14 protein-coding genes and 1 pseudogene are annotated in these 18,477 nt (G+C 73.7%); 5 read left to right on the top strand and 10 right to left on the bottom strand.

Going from position 1 to position 18,477, the window contains the following annotated elements:
* Positions 1-5: 5 nt before the first annotated feature.
* Complete coding sequence (locus ACZ6AQ_RS05230; RefSeq protein ID WP_468757632.1) at positions 6-1,526, bottom strand: chitinase; 1,521 nt, start codon at positions 1,524-1,526, stop codon at positions 6-8.
* A 398-nt stretch (positions 1,527-1,924) separates the two neighbouring features.
* On the opposite strand from ACZ6AQ_RS05230, the gene ACZ6AQ_RS05235 reads away from it, so the two are divergent.
* A complete protein-coding gene (locus ACZ6AQ_RS05235; protein ID WP_468757634.1) occupies positions 1,925-3,259 on the top strand; it encodes a YncE family protein in 1,335 nt (444 codons plus the stop codon).
* 24 nt (positions 3,260-3,283) lie between these two features.
* Here the strand turns inward: ACZ6AQ_RS05235 and ACZ6AQ_RS05240 are convergent, their stop codons facing one another.
* Positions 3,284-3,622 carry a hypothetical protein gene (locus ACZ6AQ_RS05240; RefSeq protein ID WP_468757636.1) on the bottom strand — a complete coding sequence of 113 codons (339 nt, stop codon included), beginning with the start codon at positions 3,620-3,622 and terminating at the stop codon, positions 3,284-3,286.
* Positions 3,594-4,217, bottom strand: a complete 624-nt coding sequence (locus tag ACZ6AQ_RS05245; RefSeq protein WP_468757638.1) for an RNA polymerase sigma factor — start codon at positions 4,215-4,217, stop codon at positions 3,594-3,596. Before ACZ6AQ_RS05245 ends, ACZ6AQ_RS05240 begins: the two co-directional genes overlap by 29 nt.
* A 323-nt stretch (positions 4,218-4,540) precedes the next feature.
* Between ACZ6AQ_RS05245 and ACZ6AQ_RS05250 the strand changes: the two genes are divergently transcribed.
* Positions 4,541-4,927: a hypothetical protein gene (locus ACZ6AQ_RS05250; protein ID WP_468757640.1), complete on the top strand. Its 387-nt coding sequence runs from the start codon at positions 4,541-4,543 to the stop codon at positions 4,925-4,927.
* A gap of 39 nt (positions 4,928-4,966) precedes the next feature.
* Here ACZ6AQ_RS05250 and ACZ6AQ_RS05255 read toward each other — a convergent pair whose 3' ends face one another.
* The 3 genes and pseudogenes from ACZ6AQ_RS05255 to ACZ6AQ_RS05265 form a co-directional block, all read right to left on the bottom strand.
* Positions 4,967-5,620 carry a LysE family transporter gene (locus ACZ6AQ_RS05255; protein WP_468757642.1) on the bottom strand — a complete coding sequence of 218 codons (654 nt, stop codon included), beginning with the start codon at positions 5,618-5,620 and terminating at the stop codon, positions 4,967-4,969.
* Positions 5,617-5,928 (bottom strand): DUF2087 domain-containing protein, encoded by a 312-nt coding sequence (locus ACZ6AQ_RS05260; RefSeq protein WP_468757644.1) that lies wholly within the window; start codon positions 5,926-5,928, stop codon positions 5,617-5,619. Before ACZ6AQ_RS05260 ends, ACZ6AQ_RS05255 begins: the two co-directional genes overlap by 4 nt.
* A gap of 429 nt (positions 5,929-6,357) precedes the next feature.
* A pseudogene (locus ACZ6AQ_RS05265) lies at positions 6,358-6,501 on the bottom strand (ClpX C4-type zinc finger protein); the annotation flags it as partial.
* Between the two features lie 206 nt (positions 6,502-6,707).
* Here ACZ6AQ_RS05265 and ACZ6AQ_RS05270 point away from each other — a divergent pair.
* Together ACZ6AQ_RS05270 and ACZ6AQ_RS05275 are read left to right on the top strand one after the other, a co-directional pair.
* The gene (locus ACZ6AQ_RS05270; RefSeq protein WP_468757646.1) at positions 6,708-7,421 is read left to right on the top strand and encodes an HD domain-containing protein; all 714 of its coding nucleotides are present in this window, start codon (positions 6,708-6,710) and stop codon (positions 7,419-7,421) included.
* A gap of 140 nt (positions 7,422-7,561) precedes the next feature.
* Entirely contained in the window at positions 7,562-8,296 is a 735-nt protein-coding gene (locus ACZ6AQ_RS05275) for a hypothetical protein (protein WP_468757648.1), read from the top strand.
* A gap of 75 nt (positions 8,297-8,371) precedes the next feature.
* On the opposite strand, the gene ACZ6AQ_RS05280 is transcribed toward ACZ6AQ_RS05275, so the two are convergent.
* Both ACZ6AQ_RS05280 and ACZ6AQ_RS05285 read right to left on the bottom strand, forming a co-directional pair.
* Complete coding sequence (locus tag ACZ6AQ_RS05280; RefSeq protein ID WP_468757650.1) at positions 8,372-8,740, bottom strand: DUF6086 family protein; 369 nt, start codon at positions 8,738-8,740, stop codon at positions 8,372-8,374.
* Positions 8,737-16,044, bottom strand: a complete 7,308-nt coding sequence (locus tag ACZ6AQ_RS05285; RefSeq protein ID WP_468757652.1) for a polymorphic toxin type 27 domain-containing protein — start codon at positions 16,042-16,044, stop codon at positions 8,737-8,739. The genes ACZ6AQ_RS05280 and ACZ6AQ_RS05285 overlap by 4 nt, the downstream gene beginning before the upstream one ends.
* 420 nt (positions 16,045-16,464) lie before the next feature.
* Between ACZ6AQ_RS05285 and ACZ6AQ_RS05290 the strand changes: the two genes are divergently transcribed.
* Complete coding sequence (locus ACZ6AQ_RS05290) at positions 16,465-17,694, top strand: Cmx/CmrA family chloramphenicol efflux MFS transporter (protein ID WP_468757654.1); 1,230 nt, start codon at positions 16,465-16,467, stop codon at positions 17,692-17,694.
* Between the two features lie 47 nt (positions 17,695-17,741).
* On the opposite strand, the gene ACZ6AQ_RS05295 is transcribed toward ACZ6AQ_RS05290, so the two are convergent.
* Both ACZ6AQ_RS05295 and ACZ6AQ_RS05300 read right to left on the bottom strand, forming a co-directional pair.
* Complete coding sequence (locus tag ACZ6AQ_RS05295) at positions 17,742-18,011, bottom strand: DUF4031 domain-containing protein (protein ID WP_468757656.1); 270 nt, start codon at positions 18,009-18,011, stop codon at positions 17,742-17,744.
* 13 nt (positions 18,012-18,024) lie between these two features.
* Positions 18,025-18,381, bottom strand: coding sequence for a hypothetical protein (locus ACZ6AQ_RS05300; protein WP_468757658.1), 357 nt, complete (start codon positions 18,379-18,381; stop codon positions 18,025-18,027).
* Positions 18,382-18,477: the final 96 nt, after the last annotated feature.

Below are 18,477 nucleotides of genomic sequence, written 5' to 3' on the forward strand. Positions count from 1 at the left end.
GCGGATCAGCAGGCGCCGAGGTCCTGCCACACCCCCCACTCGCCGGTGGTGCCGGGCTCCTCGCCGGTCGTCCACCACTTGGCCTTCCAGGTGTGGCCCTTGTGGGAGACCTGCTGGCCGCCGGTGTAGACGGTTGCCCCGGCCCACGGGGCGGCCGTGCACTGGGTGGCGCCGCCGGTGACGGTCAGGGAGAGGACGGCGGAGTGGGCGGCCGACGGGCTCGCCCCGTTCACCACGACCTGGTACGTGCCGGAGACCGCGGCCGTCGTGGTGTTCAGGGTGAGCGTCGAGGAGCCGCCGGCCGTCACGGAGGCGGGGCTGAGGGTGGCGGTGACGCCGGCGGGCAGCCCGCTCACCGAGAGGTTCACCGTCTGCGCCGTGCCGGCGGTGACGGCGGTCTTCACGGTGGTGCTGGTGGAGGAGCCGGCGGCGACGGTGGCGGAGGCCGGGGTGGCGGTCACCGAGAAGTCGTCGGCCGGGGCGGTCGTCCCGCTGGTGAAGGGCGCGAAGATCCGGGAGAAGTCCCAGGTGTTCTGCTGGATGCCCGAGCAGTTGTCGGCGGCCGCGCCGCCGGGGCAGCCGCCGTTGTCGCGCTGGAGCGCCCAGAACGAGAGGGTGTTGACGCCCTTGGAGACGGCCCAGTCGTAGACCGTGCGGGCGTTGGCGAGGGTGAACGTCTCGGCCGGGCCGAAGTCGTCCACGCCGATCATCTCGGTGATGCCGACCATGCCCCAGAGCTGGGCGGGCGTCCTGCCCGGGTAGAGCTTGGCGAGCTGGTCGTACAGGCCCTGCGCGGCCGTCTTGGTGTCGGCGGCCATGTCGTGGGCGGCGTTGTCGTAGTAGTCGAAGGTCATCAGGTTGACGACGTCGACGCGGGCGCCGTTGGCGACGGCGTTCTTGAGCACGGCGAGTCCGCTCGCGGCGAGGCCCCGGGTGGTCGTCGGCAGGGTGTACGAGATCTCGATCCGGCGCCCGTTGGCGGCGGCCCAGTCCTGGAGGACCTTGATGGCCTTGTTGCGGCGGTCGACACCGGCGGCGTTGTCGAGGGAGTCGACCTCGATGTCCATGTCCAGCCGGGTGACGTCGTAGGTGGTGATCACCTTCTGGTAGACGGCGGCGATCTGGTTGACGTCGGTGCAGCTGTCGGCGATCTCGGTGCCGGTGGTGTCGGCCGTGTACCCGCCGAAGGACGGGATGACGTCGCCGCCGCGCGACTGGATGGTCTTGATGTCGGCGCCGAAGGAGGACGCGGCGACGGGGGTGGAGGTGTCGCCGTTCCAGTACGCGGTGCAGGAGCCCTTCGCGGCGGTCTGGAGGAACGCCATCGTCAGGTGCTTGGCGCCCGACTGGGCGCTGAGGGCGGCGGGGCTCTCCCCGGTCCACGCCTCGAAGTAGGGGGCGAAGACGTGCTCGGGGAGGGGGGTCGCCGCCTGGGCGGGCGCGCCGGTGACGGCGGCGAGGCCGAGGGCGGCGACGGCGGTCACGGCGGCGGTGAGGGCCGAGCGGAGCGAACGTACGCGTCTCATGGCAGTCCAATGGCTGTGGGGGGGTGGGTGCGCCAACGCCTTTGTCGGGCACGCCTGTTGGCATACGGAGTAGTCCCGGCGGGCCGAGCGCGTCAATGGTCTGGACCAAGATTGAACAAGTCTTGGACTAGACCACTTGGGCCCCTTCGCGCGGGGCGCGGACGCCGGAAGGGGGCGCGTACTGCGGCGATGCGCGCGGACGGCCCGGACGGCCCGGGGAGCCACCCCCTTTCCCCGGACCGCGCCGCGGGGAGGGCGACGGAGGTCTTGCCGGAAGTCTTGCCGGACGGGGTCCGGGTCGTTACTTTCCAGTAGCCGGAACATGAACAACGCTCAGCTCTTCCCATGCCCCTCACCTGCGGCCCGCCCCCGGCGGCCGCTCCATGGAAGGAACAGCGATGTCCTCTTCGAGACGGTCCCCCCACGGCACGACGCCCGACAGCACGGCGCCCGGCGGCACGGCGCCCGCTCCGACGCGGTCCCCCTCCCGCGCGTGGCGCACGGTCGCCCCCGTGGCCGCCGCGCTCGTCCTGTCGGTCGCCGCGAGCGCCGCGCCGCCGGCCCTCGCGGCGGAGAACGGCCCGGCCGCCCTGCGCGAGGTCATGTTCGTCGGCAACAACTGGGACGGGACCGCCGACGTCATCGAGGACCGCGGCGCCTTCTCCCGGATCGCCCGGGTGAACGTCGTACCGGACAAGACGCAGCGCCTGGCCGAGATCTACCTCAACCCCGTCAAGCTCGCCTTCTTCCTCGGCGTCCGGCTGGGACCGGGCGAGGGGCACGACCAGTTCGTGGACGACATGTACTCCACGCCCGACGGCTCGGCCGTGGTCGTCTCCCGCCCGAGCTTCGCCGACGTCGTCTCCGTCGACCTGACCACCGGGAAGCTCCGGTGGCGTTTCCCCGTCTCGGGCTTCCGCGCCGACCACATGGCCGTCTCGCCCGACGGCAGGCGGGTCGCGGTCTCCGCCTCGACCTCCAACACGGTGCACGTCCTCGACATCGAGACGGGCGTCCAGGTCGGTTCGTTCGCGACCGGGGACAAGCCGCACGAGAACGTCTTCACCGCCGACGGCCGGTACCTGTGGAACATGTCGATCGGCGAGGTGACGACCGCGCTCGACGACCCATTCTGGGACTTCACCAAGGGGGACCGGAAGATCACGGTCGTGGACGCCCGGACCTTCGAGCAGGTCCGCGTCATCGACATGCGCGAACGGCTCGACGCGTTCGGCCGCAAGGACCTGTCCGACGCGGTCCGCCCGGCGGTGTTCTCGCCCGACGGATCGAAGCTGTACTTCCAGGTGTCGTTCTTCAACGGCTTCCTGGAGTACGACGTCGCCACCGACCGCATCACCCGCGTCAAGACGCTGCCGAAGAACCCGGCGACCAGCGAGGACCGCACCACCTGGGTCAACGACTCCCGCCACCACGGCATGTCCATGAGCCCGGCGGGCGACAAGCTGTGCGTCGCCGGGACGATGGACGACTACGCGACGGTCGTCGACCGGGCCACCCTGCAGGAGGGGCCGCTCGTCCCCGCGTCGAAGCCGTATTGGGCGACCGTCAGCGGGGACGGAAAGGCGTGCGTCATCTCCGAGAGCGGGGCCGACGCCGTCACCGCCATCGACTTCGCGACCGGCCGGAAGGTGGCGACGGTGGCGGTGGGCGACCACCCGCAACGCGTGCGCGCCGCCCGGGTCCCGGCGGACTGGACCGGCCCGGTCGGCTGACCGGGCCGCACCCCCGCCGCACCGCTACGGCCCGGCCGGGCCCGGTGACCCGGCCGGGCCCGGCGGAACGGCCGGATGCCCCTCGTGGCCCCGGTCCGCGACGGACAGCCTGCACACGCCGTCCTCGCAGTCGCGCCGCAGACGGCCCCGCGAGACGGTCTGCGCCAGGCCGACGATCCAGCACATCGGGCAGCCGCGCAGGGCGAGCACACCGGCCGGCAGGAGGAGCAGGCTGACCGGGCCGGTGACCGGAAGGAGCGCGACCGAGCCGATCAGGCCGCCGAAACCGAGGGCGCCCCGGACCAGATGGCGGGACAGGGAAGAACTGGCGAAGTCAGGACCGGCCGCTTCGGCTGGTGTCACGGGAACCTCCGGGTACGGGCAGGGGGGTGGACGGGGTGCGGAGCGACCGCCGGACCGCGGCGCGGGCGCGGTGGAGGCGCGATTTCATGGCGGCGTCGCTGAGGCCGAGCGCTTCGGCGACCGCGCGCCCGCTGTGGCCCTGGACGTCCCGCATGATCAGGACGTGGCGCTGTTCGGCGGGCAGGGCGGCGACGGCGGTCGCCACCCTGCCCGCCTCGATGCGCTGCAGGACCACGTCCTCGGCCGACTCCACGGCCGGGCCCGGCGGAGCCGCCTTCCCGGCCGGGCCCGCGGCGTCGTCCGGCAGGGGCGCGTGGACCCGGGTCGTCCGGGCGCGCCGCAGGCACTCGTTGCGGACGATGCGGAACATCCACGAGGCCAGGGCGCCGGACGCGCGCAGCATCCCGATCTTCCGGTAGAGGATGATCAGGGCTTCCTGCGCCGCGTCCTCGGCGTCCTCGGGCGTGGCGCAGAGCGAGCGGGCGAACCGCCGCACGTTCGGGTGCGAACCCGACACCAGGGCGGCGATCGCGTCGACGTCGCCGCTCCGGGCGGCGGTGACCAGCCGTTCGCCGGGCCAGGACGCGTCAGCCACGGGTCTGCTTCCGCTTGCGCGTGAGCGCGTAGGCGCAGGTGCAGAGCAGTACGGCTCCGGCGGCGACGACGATTCCGACGATCATGAGGTCCTCCTTGTCCCGTCCCGACGTGCGTCGGTACACATGAAGGAGGCACCGGGCCGCCGAAAGGATTCGGCCCGCACCGGGGAAATCCGCTCGCGCCGGAACCTCCCCGGCCGGAAGCGCCCCGGGGCCTCCCCGTCCGGAAGCGCCGGGGACCGCCACCCCGTCCTCGCTCCGGGCCCCGTTCCCGGCGGTTCGCGTACTCCCGGCAGGCGTCCCGCGTCCCTAGGATCGCCCCATGGCCTCCACGTCCCCCGACCGCACCGGCGGTTCGTCCCTCTCCCTCTGGTCCAAGGACTCGTTCCTCTCCATCGGTTCCGTGGGCTCGATGCTCTCCATCGGCTCGGTGGGCTCCTTCCTCTCCGTCGGCTCGGTCGGCTCCGCCCACTCGGTCGCCTCGATCGGCTCCTGGGCGAGCGTCGCCTCGGTCGGTTCCGCCCTGTCGGTCGCCTCGGCCGGTTCCTGGGCGAGCGTCCGCTCGGTGCTCTCGGTCCGCTCGAAGGACTCGTTCCTCTCCCCGGGCCCGTGTCGCGGGGCCGTGACGGCGGGAGCCGCCGTGGTCCTGGCGGGGGCGGTCGCCCTGACGGCGGTCTCCCTGGCGGCGGGGGTACGGCGGGGCCGCTGACGTCCGGGCCCCGCACGGGCCCCGGCACCCCGTACCGGCTCAGCTCACCATGCCCACCGCCAGGACCGTGATCAGCGCGCTCGACGAGAGGGCCGTCGCCAGGCGGCCCCGGGGACCCGTGACGGCGCGGCCGAGGAGGGTGCCCGCGGTGGACAGGAGGAGCTGCCAGCTCGCGGAGGCGGCGAAGGCCGCGAGGACGAAGACCGCCGCCCCGGCCGGCCCCGTCGCCGGGCTCCCGCCGAGGACGAGGGCGGTGAAGTAGAGCACGGTCAGGGGGTTGAGGAGGGTGATCCCCAGGAAGGCCGCGTAGGCGGGGAGCGCGCGCCGGGGAGCGGACGGTCGGCCCGTCCCCGCGGCCGCGCCCGTCCCCGTGGCCGCGTCCGGACCCGTACCCGTGCGGTACGCGCGGACGGCCCGCCACGAGGAGTGCGCCGCCAGGGCCACGAGGACCAGCGCCGAGACCGGGCGCAGGAGCGTGGCGACCGGGGCGAGGAGGGGGACGAGGGCGGTGCCGCCGAGGACGGCGAGCAGCGCGTACAGCCCGTCGGCGGTGGCGACGCCGAGCGCCGCGCCCGCTCCCGTACGCCACGGGGAACGGGCCGCGACCGCCACCAGGTGGGCGCCGACGGCGCCGACCGGGACCGCGATGCCGTAGCCGGCTAGGAGGCCGGCCACCACCGCGCCCGTCGTCACGCGACGGCGGTGATCGTGCCTCCGGGGGAGCCGGTCCGCTGCTGTCGGCGGTAGGCGGACCCGTCCTTCGTCCGGGTGAGGAAACCGCCGGTCACGAGGTACCGGCGCAGGGCCGGGAAGTCCTCGTGCACGGTCCGCAGGGCTTCGTTGACCTCGGGCTCGGCATAGTCGCGGCCGGGCTCGAAGAGGGTGGCGGCGAGGTGCGCGAGCAGCGCCTCACGGCGCGCGGCCCGGCGCGGGACCGCCTTGAGGCGTCCGCCGGCGGTGAACAGGTCCGCGACGGCGGAGGAGGGGGGAGGGAGGGTCATGGACGGGAAGCCTGGTGCTTCGGGTCCGCGCGCCGCAAAGGGTTTTCGGGGCGGATGACGAGCCGTCACCGGGGCGGACCGGCACGACGGCCGCCCGGACCGGCGTCCCCGCACCGCTCCCCCGCCCCGCCGGTCCCGCCCCGCTCCTCCCGCCCCGCTCCCCCGCACCGCCGGTCCCGTCCCGCACGGTCGCCCCGGGGGTCACGCCTCCCCGGAGAACCGTTCCCAGGCCGACTGGCGGGTGATGCCGAGCGCCTCGCCGATCCTGGCCCACGTCACGCCGCGCCGCCGCAACTCCACGACCCACAGGCGCACATCGGCCTCGACCTGGTCGGCCACGGCCGCGGCCCGGGGCAGCCGTTCCAGCATCTCCGCGTCGGTGAGACCGCCCCACGTCGGCATCCTCGGCCCGGCCGGGTCCGGACGGTACTCGGCCACGATCGAGGCGGCCAGGTCCACGCACTCGTCGCAGATGTTCACCCCCGGCCCGGCGACCAGCTTGTCCACCTCCGCCTCGGGCTTGGCGCAGAACGAGCAGATCCGGTAGCCGCGTTCGGGCGCTTCCCCGGGCATGACGCCTCCTCCTCCGACCACGGCCCGACTGTCAGGCCGTTCCTGACGGGCAGCGTACGGACGTCAGGGCCACCCTGACAAGCGGCGGCAGCACCGGGCGACCCTCCGTCACGCCCCCCGGGGGGGGCGGCCTCCGGGGCGGTCTCCGGAACGGGGGAGAGCGGGTCCTTCGGCGGTACGCCGGTCCCGGTGGGCAGAATGCCCCCATGACCGCCGAGGAAGAGCACGCGCTGCTCCACCGCTGGAACGCCACCCTGCTCGCCGCCCGCGCCGGCCGCGAGGGGCCCGACCCCGCCCCGTACGGCAGGAACCTGCTGGCCCGCTGGGCCGAGCCGCAGCGTCGCTACCACACGGTCGACCACCTCCGGTCGGTCCTCGACCGCGTCGACGAACTGGCCGACCAGGGCGGCGAGGGCGGGGAGCTGGAACTGGTCCGGCTGGCCGCGTGGTTCCACGACGCCGTCTACCGGCCCGACCGCTCCGAGAACGAGGAACGCTCGGCGGCCCTGGCCGGGAAGGCCCTCACCGAGGCGGGCCTGACCCCGCGCGAGGTGACCGAGGTCGCCCGCCTGGTGCGCCTGACGGCCTCCCACGACCCGGTCGAGGGGGACCTGAACGGCGAGACCCTGTGCGACGCGGACCTCGCGGTCCTGGCGGGTGACCCCGTCGCGTACGACGCGTACGCGGCGGCGGTCCGCGAGGAGTACGGCTTCGTCCCCGACGACGCCTTCCGCGAGGGCCGCGCCGCCGTCCTCCGCCACCTCCTCGGCCTCCCCCGGCTCTTCCGGACGCCGTACGGGGCGGCGGTGTGGGAGGAGAAGGCGCGGGAGAACGTGGAGCGGGAACTCGGGAAACTCGGGAAACTCGGCGAACTCGGCGGACCAGAGAAATCGGGGAACTCGCGGACCCGGAGGAGCTGACGGACATGTCCGGAAAGAAATGAGCCCCACCCCGGCTCGTGACGGTCGAGCCGTCGTCAAAACGTAATGAGGAGCCCTCTCCGCCGCCGGTAAGATCATCGCACTCATTCTTCGCCAGCGAGAGACGCCAGGAAAAGAACATGAAACTGCGCAGGGCCCTCCCGATCGCCGCCGTATTCCCGGCCCTTCTCGCGGCATCCGCGTGCAGCGGCGAACCGGCCGATTCCGGCGAAAAGAATCCGAAGGCGAGCGCGTCGAGTACGGCGGGCGGGACGGGCGCGGCCGACGCGAAGGCGGCGGCCGAGGCCGAGCGCATCGGCGCCATGGCCCCGAAGGACCTCGAAAAGGCCACGCTCGCGGGGAAGAAGAACGGTTTCGAGGCGAAGAAGGTCGCCAAGGCGGACGTCGAGGCCGGACGCGACATGAAGGCCGACAAGGCCGAGTGCCAGCCGCTGGCGAGCCTGGCCGGCGGCTTCACCCACATCCCCGCGGTGAGCGTCGAGCACCGCGCCCTCGAACCCACCGAGGCGAAGAACGCCACCGTCGGCTCGATGTGGCTCGCCTCCCACTCGGAGACGAACGCCAAGAAGGTCCTGTCCGAGCTGCGGACCTCCCTCAAGGAGTGCCCCGCCGGCTTCAAGACCCTCGGCCTGTCCTACACCGACGTCCAGCCGGTGAAGGCCCCCGCCCTGGGCGACGAGTCCCTCGGCTACCGCCTCACCAACGTCGTCGCGAAGCAGAAGGTCACCATGACGTACACGGTGGTCCGCGAGAACGGCGTGGTCGCGGTCTTCTACGGCGTCAACATGCTGACCCCGCAGAACAGCGCGATCCCGGAGACGGTCGTCAAGGAGCAGGTGGAACGGCTGGGCTGAGCGCCCGCCCCACGCACCGCGTACACGAAACGCCCGGCCGGGAAACTCCCGGCCGGGCGTCGTCGTGCGGTTCGGCTACTCCGCCGGAGCGAGCATGGGCAGCTTCCGTGCCCGCACCTCCGCCAGGTACGCCTCCTCCTCCGGCGTCCGGCCCGTCACGCCCATGCGACCGCGGTCGGCCAGGGCGATCAGGATCGGCAGGACCCCGTCCAGCAGCATGTCCTTGTACGGGTGCAGACTGCTCGCCCGCTCCGTCAGGACCAGTCGGACGAAGGCGGCGAACTCCACGGGGTCGATCTCCACCATCCCCATGAGGTCGTCACCGACCCCGGACGGAATCCGGTATTCCTCCGCGAGCGTCCTCACCGTTCCCAGGAAGATGCGCGCCACGGAGTTCGCCGGGCCCCAGAGAGTGTCGTCACCGACGTCGAAGGTGTAGCTCATGACGGCCAGTCTAGACGGATGTCGACGTCCGGATGAATGGCCTTGAGTTCCTTCATGCGCTGCACCACCAGGTCCTTCAGGCCCGGATTGATCTCCAGGATCGCGGGGTCCTCGAAACGGATTCCGATGGGCGCGTCCTCGTATCCCGAGAGAATGGGACGAGCACGCTTGTAACCGGCGATCTTCTTTCCGACGTGCTTGTCGACCCACTTCTGGAGCTGTTCCTGCGTGAGCCTCCGGGCGGTCACGGTCTTGTTCTCCCACAGGACGCCGCCCCGCACGAGATCGATGTCCGTGATCGTGTCCGCGAGGTTCTGCGGGTCGTCGATCTGGATCTCCGTGTCACCCTCCTTCAGGTGGTACCGGCCGTCGGAACCGAGGCGCTTGCGCCCCTTGTAGCCGTCGAGGACCTCGATGTCGTCGCAGTCGACGGGCTTGTCGCCCGACGCCGCGGCCGCGAAGCCCATCGGCGAGAAGCCGCTTCCGGAGAGCCCGGTCGCGGAGGAATCCACCGTGGAGAAACCGGTCGCGGAGAAACCGGCCGCCCGGGGCTTGACGCCCGGAACGGCGAGGCAGTCCGGTGTCCGGGTGGGCTTCTCGCCCGGCTCCTTCTTGTAGTTCTTGATCACCTGGCGGAGGCGGTCGATCGTCTTCTTGCCCCACTCGGCCCGCTCGAAGAACCTCGCGACGCCGCCGGTGACCGTGGCGATCGCCTTGGTCACCGCGGGCAGCTTGCCCACGACGACGACCAGGCTTGCGATGTTGACCAGCGTCCACAGGCAGCTCTCGACGTCGCCCTCGCCGAAGCAGCGCTTCAGGTCGTTGACACCGATGAGTTCGAGGAGGACGTCGGCGCCGTTGGCCTTGATCCAGTCGACGACGGTCTGCGACACCGCCGCGAACGCGGCCTTGTAGTCGTCGACGCACCGCTGGCCGCACGCCTCCAGGAGGATGGCCTGCTCCTCGGCGGTCAGGGGGACACCGGGGTCGAAGAGGACGCCCTTGTCGCCCGTCTCCATCGCCCGCCTGCGCTCCTCCTCCAGGCGCTGGCGCTCCTCCTTCTCGGCCCGGTCGGCGGCGGCGTCCGCCTGGGTGGCGGACTCCTGGGCGTTGGCCGCCGCGGTCTCCGCGCGGGTGGCGTCGTTCTCCGCGACCGTCGCGATGCGGCCGGCGGCGTTGGCGTCCGACCGGGCGTCGTCGGCCGCGGTACGGGCACTCGCCGCGTCCTTCTCCGCCGCGGTGGCCTCGTTGTCGGCCGCCGCGGCGTCGACGGACGCCTCGTTGGCCGCGAACGTCGCGTGGACCGCGTCCTCGCCCGCCTGCATGGCATAGCCGTCGGCCCGCTTGGCCGCCGCCTGGGCGGCCTTGGCCGCCTTCTCCGCCTCGGCGGCCGCGATCTGGGCCCGCTTGGCCGCCTTGGCCGCGCGTTCGGCGTCCTTGGCCGCCGCCGCTGCCGCCTCGGCGGCCAGCTTGTCGTCGGCCGCCGCCTGGGCGGCCAGGCGCTGCGCCTCGGCCGAGTACTTCGCCGCCTGCGCGGCCTTGGCCTCGGCGGCCGCGGCCTGCTGCTCCGAGAGGGTCAGCGCCTGCTGGCCGGTCAGCACCGCGAAGGCGGCCGACGCGTCGGTCTCCTGGTACGGAGTGCCGATGGCGATGGCTTCCTTCGCCGGCCGGGCGGCCTGGGTCGCGGTGTCCCGCGCCGCGCTCGCCGCGTTGGCCACGGCGTACGCGTAACCGGCCGTCCTGGCCGCCCACTGAGCGGTCTTGACCGCCTCGCCGTGCGCGGCCGCGGCCTCCTTCTTCGCGACGGCCGCGGCCGCGGACGCCTTCTTGGAGTCGGCCTCGGCCTGCTTGGCGTTCAGCGCCGCCGCCTCGGAGGCGTCGATCGCGTCGGCCGCCGCCGAATGGGCCGCCGCCGCCGATCCCTGGGCCGTGTAGTAGGCCGACCACGCGTTGTCGGCGGCCTTCTGGGAGTTGGCCGCCGCGACCTTCGCCTGGGTGGCCGCCGCTCGCGCGTTGACAGCCGCCTGGGACGCCTGGTCCGCCGCCGTACGGGCCGCCGACGCCGCGGACGCCGCCGTGTTCGCGGCCGTACGCGCTTCGGTCGCCGCGGCACGGGTCTCCCCGGCCGCCGTGGTGCCCTCGGCCGCCGCGGCGGCCGATTCGAGAGCGGCGGCGCGGGACGCGGTGGCCTGCTTGTTCTTCTCGGCCTCGGCGGCGCGCTCCCGCGCGTCGGCCGCTTCCGCCTCGGCCCGTTCCGCGGCCGCGCGCTTCGAGGCCGCCGTGCCGCCCGCCGCCGTGGCGTCGTTCAGCGCGCTGCCGGCCCGGGTGCGCTCGTCCTGCGCCCGCTGCTCGGCCGCGCCCGCCTTGCCCCGCTCCTTCTCCGCCGTCGCGCGTGCGGCGGCGGCGTTGGCGCGCTCCAGCTCGGCGACGGCGCGCTGCTGCTGGGCGGTGGCGGCGGCCTGCTTGGCCTCCTGCTCCTCCTTCTCGGCGGTGGCCCGCGCCTCCTGGGCGATCTTCAGGTTCGCCTCGGCCTCGGCCGCCTGCTTGTCGGCGCTGTCGGCGGCGGCCTTCGCCTGGGCGGCGGCCTCCTGCGCGGCGATGCGGTGGAATTCGGTCTTGACCGCGTGCGACTGGGTCTGGGCCAGCGCGTACAGCGTCTGGGACGTCGCGACGGTGGCCTTCGCCGCGTTGAACGCCGTCTCCGTCGCCTTCGCGGCGGCCGTGGCAGCGGCACCGGAGGCACGGGCCACCTGCACCGACTGCTGGGCGTACATCAGACCGCGACCGCGCGGCACCTCGGCGGCGTCGGCGATCGTCCACGCCTGCTGCTGGGCGGTCACCGCGCGCTCCGCGGCGGCGTTGGCGGCGGTGGCCTGCTGCTTGGAGGTGGTGACGAGCGCCTGGATCCGGCCCCGGGCCTTCGCCAGGTCGGCGTTCGCCTTGTCGAACAGTGCCTGCTTGGGCTTGAAGAGGCTGTCCGGGTCGCTCTTGAGCTGGTCGTGCCAGTACTTCTGCCAGCGCAGGATCTGGTCGGCGAACCACGCCTGGCCGATGGCCTCGACCATGTTGTCGGCGGCGGCCCGGGTCGCGGCGGCGGCGTCGGTCTCCGCCTGCACGATGACCGCGCGGGGGGCCGCCTGGCCGGCGTACTCCGCCTCCCACTCGGCCGACGCCTGCGAGACCGCCTCGCTGAGGGAGTTGCGCGGGTCCACCGGGTCCTGGTGGTTGCACTCGGCCCACTGCTGCTTGAGGTTCTCGACCTCGATGCGGAACTCGGCGGTGCCCTCGGGGACCTTCTTGCCGAGGAAGCCGCCGTGCCTCAGGTACGAGGCGATGTCGGCGGAGGTGGTGCCCCCGGAGAACCGGGTGTTGTCGACGTTGGCGTACCGCAGCATGAAGTCGGCCGCGAAGTCGTGCCAGTCGTCCTTGCCGCGGTTCTGCTCGGTGAGTTCGCGGGCCTTCGTCACCGCCTCGGCGCTGGGGTTGGTGTGGTCGTCCCAGCCGAGGCGGTTGGTCAGACCGGCCTGGGAGGCCAGGGTGAACCCGAGGATGTCAGCGCCGAACTTCGGCGCGTGCAGCGTGATCCCGTCGTCGAACGAGCTCATCGCGTACGGGCGGTTGGCGTCCTCCAGGATCGCTTCACGGGCCGCCATGGCGTCCGCGAAGGCGTGGCCCGCCTCCAGGTCCTGGTCACGGGCCTGCCCCAGGGGCATGAACCCGATCCAGCCGACGTCCCCGATGACAGCGGCGAGCCGTTCGTCGGTGCCGGTCAGGCCCTCGATGGCCTTGGCCTTCATCCGGGCGCCGCCCGCGTGCAGGGCGACTCCGGCGAGGCACCTGTTGAGGCGCGGGGTGGAGCGGACCTTCTTGAGGACGGCCGTCAGCTCGTGGAGCCGGCGCAGGGCGTTGTCGGCGTCGACGAAGATCTGCCGGACGCCGTCCGAGACCTTCTCGATCGCCGCCGCGAGCGCGGGCATGCGGCCCACGATCACGGCGGAGGAGGTGATGTCGACCAGGTCCCAGAGGCAGTCCTCGACGTCGTAGCCGGCCAGGCACTGCTTGACCTTCGCCGCGTCGAGCTGCTCGAAGAGGATCCGGCCGCCGTTGTCGGTGGCCCACTTCACGATGTCGACCGAGACGGCCGCGAGGCCCTCGCGGTAGTCGTCCACACAGGTCTGGCCGCACTCGTCGAGGAGGATCTTCTCCTCGCGCTGCCCCAGGACGGGCCAGTTGTTCGCGCCGCCCTCGATGGGCGTGACGCCCTCGGCCAGCGCCTCCTTGTGCGCGGCCTCGTTCTTCTCCCGCTGTTCCTGCTCGGCCTTCTTGGCGGCTTCTTCGGCGGCGGTGCTGTCGCCGTTGGCGTCGGAGGCCCTGTCCTCGGCCGCCTTGGCGTCCTTCTCCGCCTGGGTGGCCTTGTCCTGGGCTCCCCTGGCGGTGTCGGAGGCCCGGCCGGCCTTCTCGTTCGCCTCGGCGGCGTGCCGCTCGGCGGCGGTCGCCTCGCGGTCGGCCTCGGCGGCCACGCCGCTCGTCTCGTTCGCGACGAGACGGGCGCCGACGGCGTCCTCACCGGCCTGCCGGGAGTGACCGGCGGCGGCGTCGGAGGCGGCCTTCGCGCCCTTCTCGTCCCCGGCCGCTTCGGCGGCGGACGCCTGGGCGCGGGTCACGGCCTCGACGGCGCGCGCCGAATCGCTCGCGGCGCGGGCGGCGGCCTCGGCGGCGAGCTTCGCGTTGCCGGTCGCCTGTGCGGCGGCCTGCTGGGCGGACTCGGCGGCGGCGGCGGCCTCGACGGCCTTGGCCTCGGCCGCCGCCGCCTGCTGTTCGGCGAGGGTCTTCGTCGACTGGCCGACCAGGACGGCGAACGCGGCCGAACTGTCCGTCTCCCGGTACGGGCTGCCCGCCGCGACGGCCTCGCCGGATGCGGCGATCGTCTGCTTCGCGGCGTCGCGGGCGGCGAGCGCCGCCTGACCGGCCGCGTAGGCACGGCCGACCGAGGTCGCGGCCGTCTTCACGGCCTCGGCCGCGCTCGACCCGGCGGCCACCGCCTCCTGCTCTGCCTTCTTGGCCAGCGCGGTGGCGTTCTCGGACGCCGTGGCGGCGTTGTCCGCGCGGAGCGCGGCGTCCTGCGACGCGTCCAGGGCGACGGCCGCGGCGGCGTGCGCGGCGGAGGCCGCGCCGAGGGACGAGTGGTACGCCGCCCACGCGTTGCTCGCGTGGGCGTCGGCGCGCTCGGCGGCGCCCTCGGCCGTGGTCGCGGCGGACCGCGCGGTGACGGCGGCGGCCGTGGCCTGGTCCGCCGCCGCCTGGGCGGCGGTCGCGGCCTGGACGGCCTGGTTCGCGGCGGTACGGGCGGCGGTGGCCGCCTCCCGGGTCTCCGCGGCGGCGCCGGTGCCTTCGGCGGCGCGGGCCGCGGCGTCGAGGGCGGCGGCGCGGGCGGCGGTGGCCTGCTTCGCCCGGAGGGCGGCGACGGCCCTCTCGCGCGCGGTCTGCGCGGCCTTGGCCTTCTCGTCGGCGACCTTGCGCTTGGCGGTGGCGTCGGCGGTCGCGGTCCCGGCGGCCGTGTCGGCGCTCTTGGCCGCGGTCTGCTGGGTCGCGGACCGTTCCTCGGCCTCCTGCGCCTTGGTCCGCTCGGTGGCGGCCTTGGCCCGGGCGGCGACGGCGGTGGCCTTCTCCGTCTGCGCCTTGGCGCGTTCGGAGGCGGCCGTGGCGGCGGCGGCCTTGGCCTTGTCGCGCTTCTGCTCGGCCGTCGTACGGGCGTCCTTCGCCGTCTTCGCGTCGTCGGCGGCGGCCCTGGCGTTGGCCTCGGCGCTGTCGGCGGCGGCCTTCGCCTGGGTGGCGGCCTCCTCGGCGGCGACGCGGCGGAACTCGGTGTTGAGGGTGTGCGAGTCCGTCTGTGCCTTGGCGAGCAGGGCGTCCGCGTTCTCGACCGACGCGTCGGTGGCGGCCTTCGCGGTCCCGGTCGCCTTCGCGGCGGCGGCCGCGGCGGCGGCGGAGGCGCGGGCGACCTGGACCGACTGCTGCGCGTACGTCAGTCCACGGCCGCGCGGCACGTGGAGGGTGTCGGCGACGGCCCACGCCTCCTGCTGCGCGGTCGCGGCCTTCTGCGCCGCCCCGGCGGCCTTGGCGGCCTGGGCCCCGGCCGAGGCGACCAGCTCGGCCACCTTGGCACGGGCGGCGGCCAGGTCGGCCGTGGCCTTGTCGTAGAACGCCTGGTCGGGCTTCTCGAAGATCGTGTCGGGGTTGTTGGTGAGCACGTCCTGCCAGTGCTTGCGCCAGGTCAGGATCTGCTCGACGAGCCATGCCTGCCGGATGGCCTCGACCATGTCGGTGGTGGCGGCCTGGGTCGCCGCGGCGGCGTCCGCCTCCGCCTGGATGATCGTGGCGCGCTGGGCGGCCTGTCCGGCGTACTCCAGCTCCCATTCCACCATCGCGGTCATCACGGCCTCGTTGAGCACGCGCCGCGGGTCGAAGGGGTTCTGGTTGTCGCAGGCGGACCACGCCTGCTTGAGGTTCTCGATCTCGACCCGGTACTCGGCGGAGTCCTTGGCCGGTGCCTGGGTCGGGTAGCCGCCGTGCCGCAGGTAGGAGGCGATGTCGCTGGAGGTCGTGCCCCGTGAGTAGAGGCCCGAGTTGCCGGCGACCTCGCTGTCCCGCAGCATCCAGTCGGCGGTGAAGTCGTGCCAGTCGTCCTTGCCGTGGTTCTCCTGCTCGATCTCCCTGGCGCGGGCGACGGCCTCCGGGCTGGCCTGGCTGTGGCCGTCCCAGCCGAGCGGGTGGGCGAGCTGGACCTGGGAGATCGCCGTGAAGTAGTTCACGTCCGTGCCGAAGACGGGCGCGTGCCACTCCATGCCGTCGTTGTTCCAGGCGGATTGGACGTAGGGCTTGTTGGCCTCGTCGAGTTCCCGGGTGCGCTGGGCACTGGCGTCGAAGTAGGCGCTGCCCGCCTCCTTGTCGGCGTCGCCGGCCATCCCCAGGGGGCCGAAGCCGATCCATCCGATGTGGCCGACGACCTCGCGGAGCTGGGCGTCGGTGCCGGTGAGGCCCTCGACGGCCTTGGCCTTCATGGCGGGGCCGCCGATGTGGAGGGCCACGCCGGCGATGCAGCGGTCGAGCCGCGGCTGTTCGCCGACGCTGTTGCGGTAGAGGCCGTCGTCCACCTCGGGTTCCGGCTCGGCCATCGCCGGGGCGGCCTGGATCACGCCCGCGAGCACGGCCGCGGCGGTGACGAGCGCCGTCGTGCCGGTGGCTCTGGTGAGGGTGGCGCGGATGCGACGCCGGCGTCTGCCGACGTCTCTGAACAATGACATGTCCGCCTTGCAATCTCTCGATCGTCCGGCAGCACAAAGACATGAACATGACAGGCACCGCCCACCGCCCGGGCCGTACCCCTTCGAGACGGCGACCGCCGGCGTGCTCGCCCCCCACGAACCGGCGCTGCCGCTTTCCCCGCGACGATGCCACGCGAGGCGGCGCGCGTGAAGATCAAATAAACTTCGCCAACGGGGCACGCGGCCCGGCGCCGGACAAAGCGAACCGCTTGTTGATCACCTTGTTACCCGCCGTAAGGAACCACGCGGCCACTCCAGCCGAAAAACGCCGTTCCGCATCCCGAGACGATCCGGCCGGAAGGAATGACAGGAACGAACCACGGGTTGGCCCATGTCATGCCGTCTTCACCAGCCGGGCGCCCGCCCTCCGTTCCCGCCCCCCGGACCGCTCCGGTCCGGATGCCCCTGGCCGTCCACGTCCTCGGCCTCTCCGTCTTCGCGCTCGGGACGAGCGAGTTCATGCTCTCCGGGCTGCTGCCGCCCCTCGCGGAGGACATGGGCGTCTCCATCCCCCGCGCGGGGCTGCTGATATCGGCCTTCGCGATCGGCATGGTCGTCGGCGCCCCACTGCTCGCCGTGGTGACCCTGCGGCTCCCCCGCAAGACCACGCTGGTCGCGCTGATCACCGTCTTCGGCCTGGGACAGGTGGCGGGCGCCCTGGCGCCGAACTACGCCGTGCTCTTCGCCTCCCGGGTGGTGAGCGCGCTCGCCTGCGCCGGGTTCTGGGCGGTCGGCGCGGCCGTCGCCATCGCGATGGTGCCGACCGGCGCGCGGGCCAGGGCCATGGCCGTCATGATCGGCGGCCTCTCCGTGGCCAACGTCCTCGGCGTCCCCGCCGGGGCCTTCCTCGGCGAACACCTGGGCTGGCGCTCCGCCTTCTGGGCGGTCGGCCTCGCCTCCGCCGTCGCCCTCGTCGGCGTGCTGACCCGCATCCCGCACCTCCCCCTGCCGGAGACGAGGCCGCGCCTCAAGCGGGAACTGACCATCTACCGCGACCGGCAGGTCCTCCTCTCGGTCGTCGTCACGGCCCTGGCGGCGGGCGGCGTCTTCTGCGCCTTCTCGTACCTCGCCCCGCTCCTCACCGACGTCTCCGGCCTCGACGAGTCCTGGGTCTCCGGTGTCCTCGGCCTCTTCGGCGTCGGCGCCCTGGTCGGCACGGCGGTCGGCGGCCGGATCGCGGACGCGCACCTCTTCGGGGTGCTGCTCGGCGGCATCGCCGCCTCGACCGTCTTCCTGGCCGCCCTGGCCCTCTTCGCCTCCAGCCCGGTCGCCACGGTCCTGCTGGCCTTCCTCCTGGGCGTCTCGGCCTTCTTCACCGCCCCGGCCCTCAACGCCCGCATGTTCAACGTCGCCGGCGCCGCCCCCACCCTCGCGGGCGCCACCACCACGGCGGCCTTCAACCTCGGCAACACCGGCGGCCCCTGGCTCGGCGGCACCGTCATCGACGCGGGCCTCGGCTACGCCTCCACGGCCTGGGCGGGCGCGGCGATGACACTGGTGGGGCTCGGGGCGGCGGCGCTGGCGCTGCGGCTGAGCCGCCGCGCGCCGGGGGAGGGCCACGTCGTGGCCGGGAGCGGGGCCGCCGCCTCCGGGAAGGACGGCCGGGAGTCCTCCTCCCTGCGCGGCTGAGGGCGGGGCGCACCCGTTCGCGTACGCCCCCGGGCCGCCCGGTCCCGTCAGCCCGCCGGGCGGCCCTTCGGTCGCCGCAGGCCCGCTCCCGTGAGGCGGCGCAGCAGCTCCTTCGAGCCGACCTCGACCGCGCCGCCGGCCACGGCGGCCGCGTACCGGTCGGACGGGATGTCGTAGTGGTCCCGCTCGAAGGCGCGGGGCGGGGCGCCCAGCGTCGCGGCGAAGGCGTGCAGCTCCTCGAAGGAGACGTCGCTGACCAGGTGCGACCACATGCGGCCGTGCCCCGGCCAGGTGGGCGGATCGATGTACAGCGTCACCCGCGGACCTCCGTCACGTCAGACCGCCCACCGGCGCCACCACCACGCCCTGCTTGCCGCAGACCCAGTGCGGGTCCGGACCCAGCTCCGGCTCCACGTCCAGGGCGTGCGGGTCGCCCGAGGAGCAGACCGGGCAGATCGGCCAGCGGCCGTGCCGTTCGAGGAGGGCGTCCTGCACGTCCTGGGCGACGAGCCCCGCGACGTACGCCACCCCCTCCGGCCACTGCTCGACCCACCAGCGCCGGTGGGTCACCGCGTCCTCCACCATCGACACCATCTCGGCGGCGGCGACCCGCCGGGCCGCCAGGTCGGCCAGTACCAGCGCGCGAGCGGTGTGCAGCGCCTGCTCCACGGGGTCGATGTCGTCCATGCCCTCATTGTCACCCCGCGCGGGGCCGGAGGACGAGGGCCCCTTCGAGGGCGGGGTCCTCTTCCCGGCCGGGGGCCCGCGGGGGCTTGTCGCCCC

It is taken from the genome of Streptomyces sp. NPDC041191, from assembly GCF_055591945.1.

Excerpts from the sequence above, each read along its gene's own strand:
- ACZ6AQ_RS05285 (WP_468757652.1), bottom strand. The coding sequence starts at position 16,044 with ATGTCATTGTTCAGAGACGTCGGCAGACGCCGGCGTCGCATCCGCGCC.
- ACZ6AQ_RS05235 (WP_468757634.1), top strand. The coding sequence starts at position 1,925 with ATGTCCTCTTCGAGACGGTCCCCCCACGGCACGACGCCCGACAGCACG.
- ACZ6AQ_RS05230 (WP_468757632.1), bottom strand. The coding sequence starts at position 1,526 with ATGAGACGCGTACGTTCGCTCCGCTCGGCCCTCACCGCCGCCGTGACC.
- ACZ6AQ_RS05275 (WP_468757648.1), top strand. The coding sequence starts at position 7,562 with ATGAAACTGCGCAGGGCCCTCCCGATCGCCGCCGTATTCCCGGCCCTT.
- ACZ6AQ_RS05260 (WP_468757644.1), bottom strand. The coding sequence starts at position 5,928 with ATGACCCTCCCTCCCCCCTCCTCCGCCGTCGCGGACCTGTTCACCGCC.
- ACZ6AQ_RS05290 (WP_468757654.1), top strand. The coding sequence starts at position 16,465 with ATGCCCCTGGCCGTCCACGTCCTCGGCCTCTCCGTCTTCGCGCTCGGG.
- ACZ6AQ_RS05300 (WP_468757658.1), bottom strand. The coding sequence starts at position 18,381 with ATGGACGACATCGACCCCGTGGAGCAGGCGCTGCACACCGCTCGCGCG.
- ACZ6AQ_RS05250 (WP_468757640.1), top strand. The coding sequence starts at position 4,541 with ATGGCCTCCACGTCCCCCGACCGCACCGGCGGTTCGTCCCTCTCCCTC.
- ACZ6AQ_RS05270 (WP_468757646.1), top strand. The coding sequence starts at position 6,708 with ATGACCGCCGAGGAAGAGCACGCGCTGCTCCACCGCTGGAACGCCACC.
- ACZ6AQ_RS05280 (WP_468757650.1), bottom strand. The coding sequence starts at position 8,740 with ATGAGCTACACCTTCGACGTCGGTGACGACACTCTCTGGGGCCCGGCG.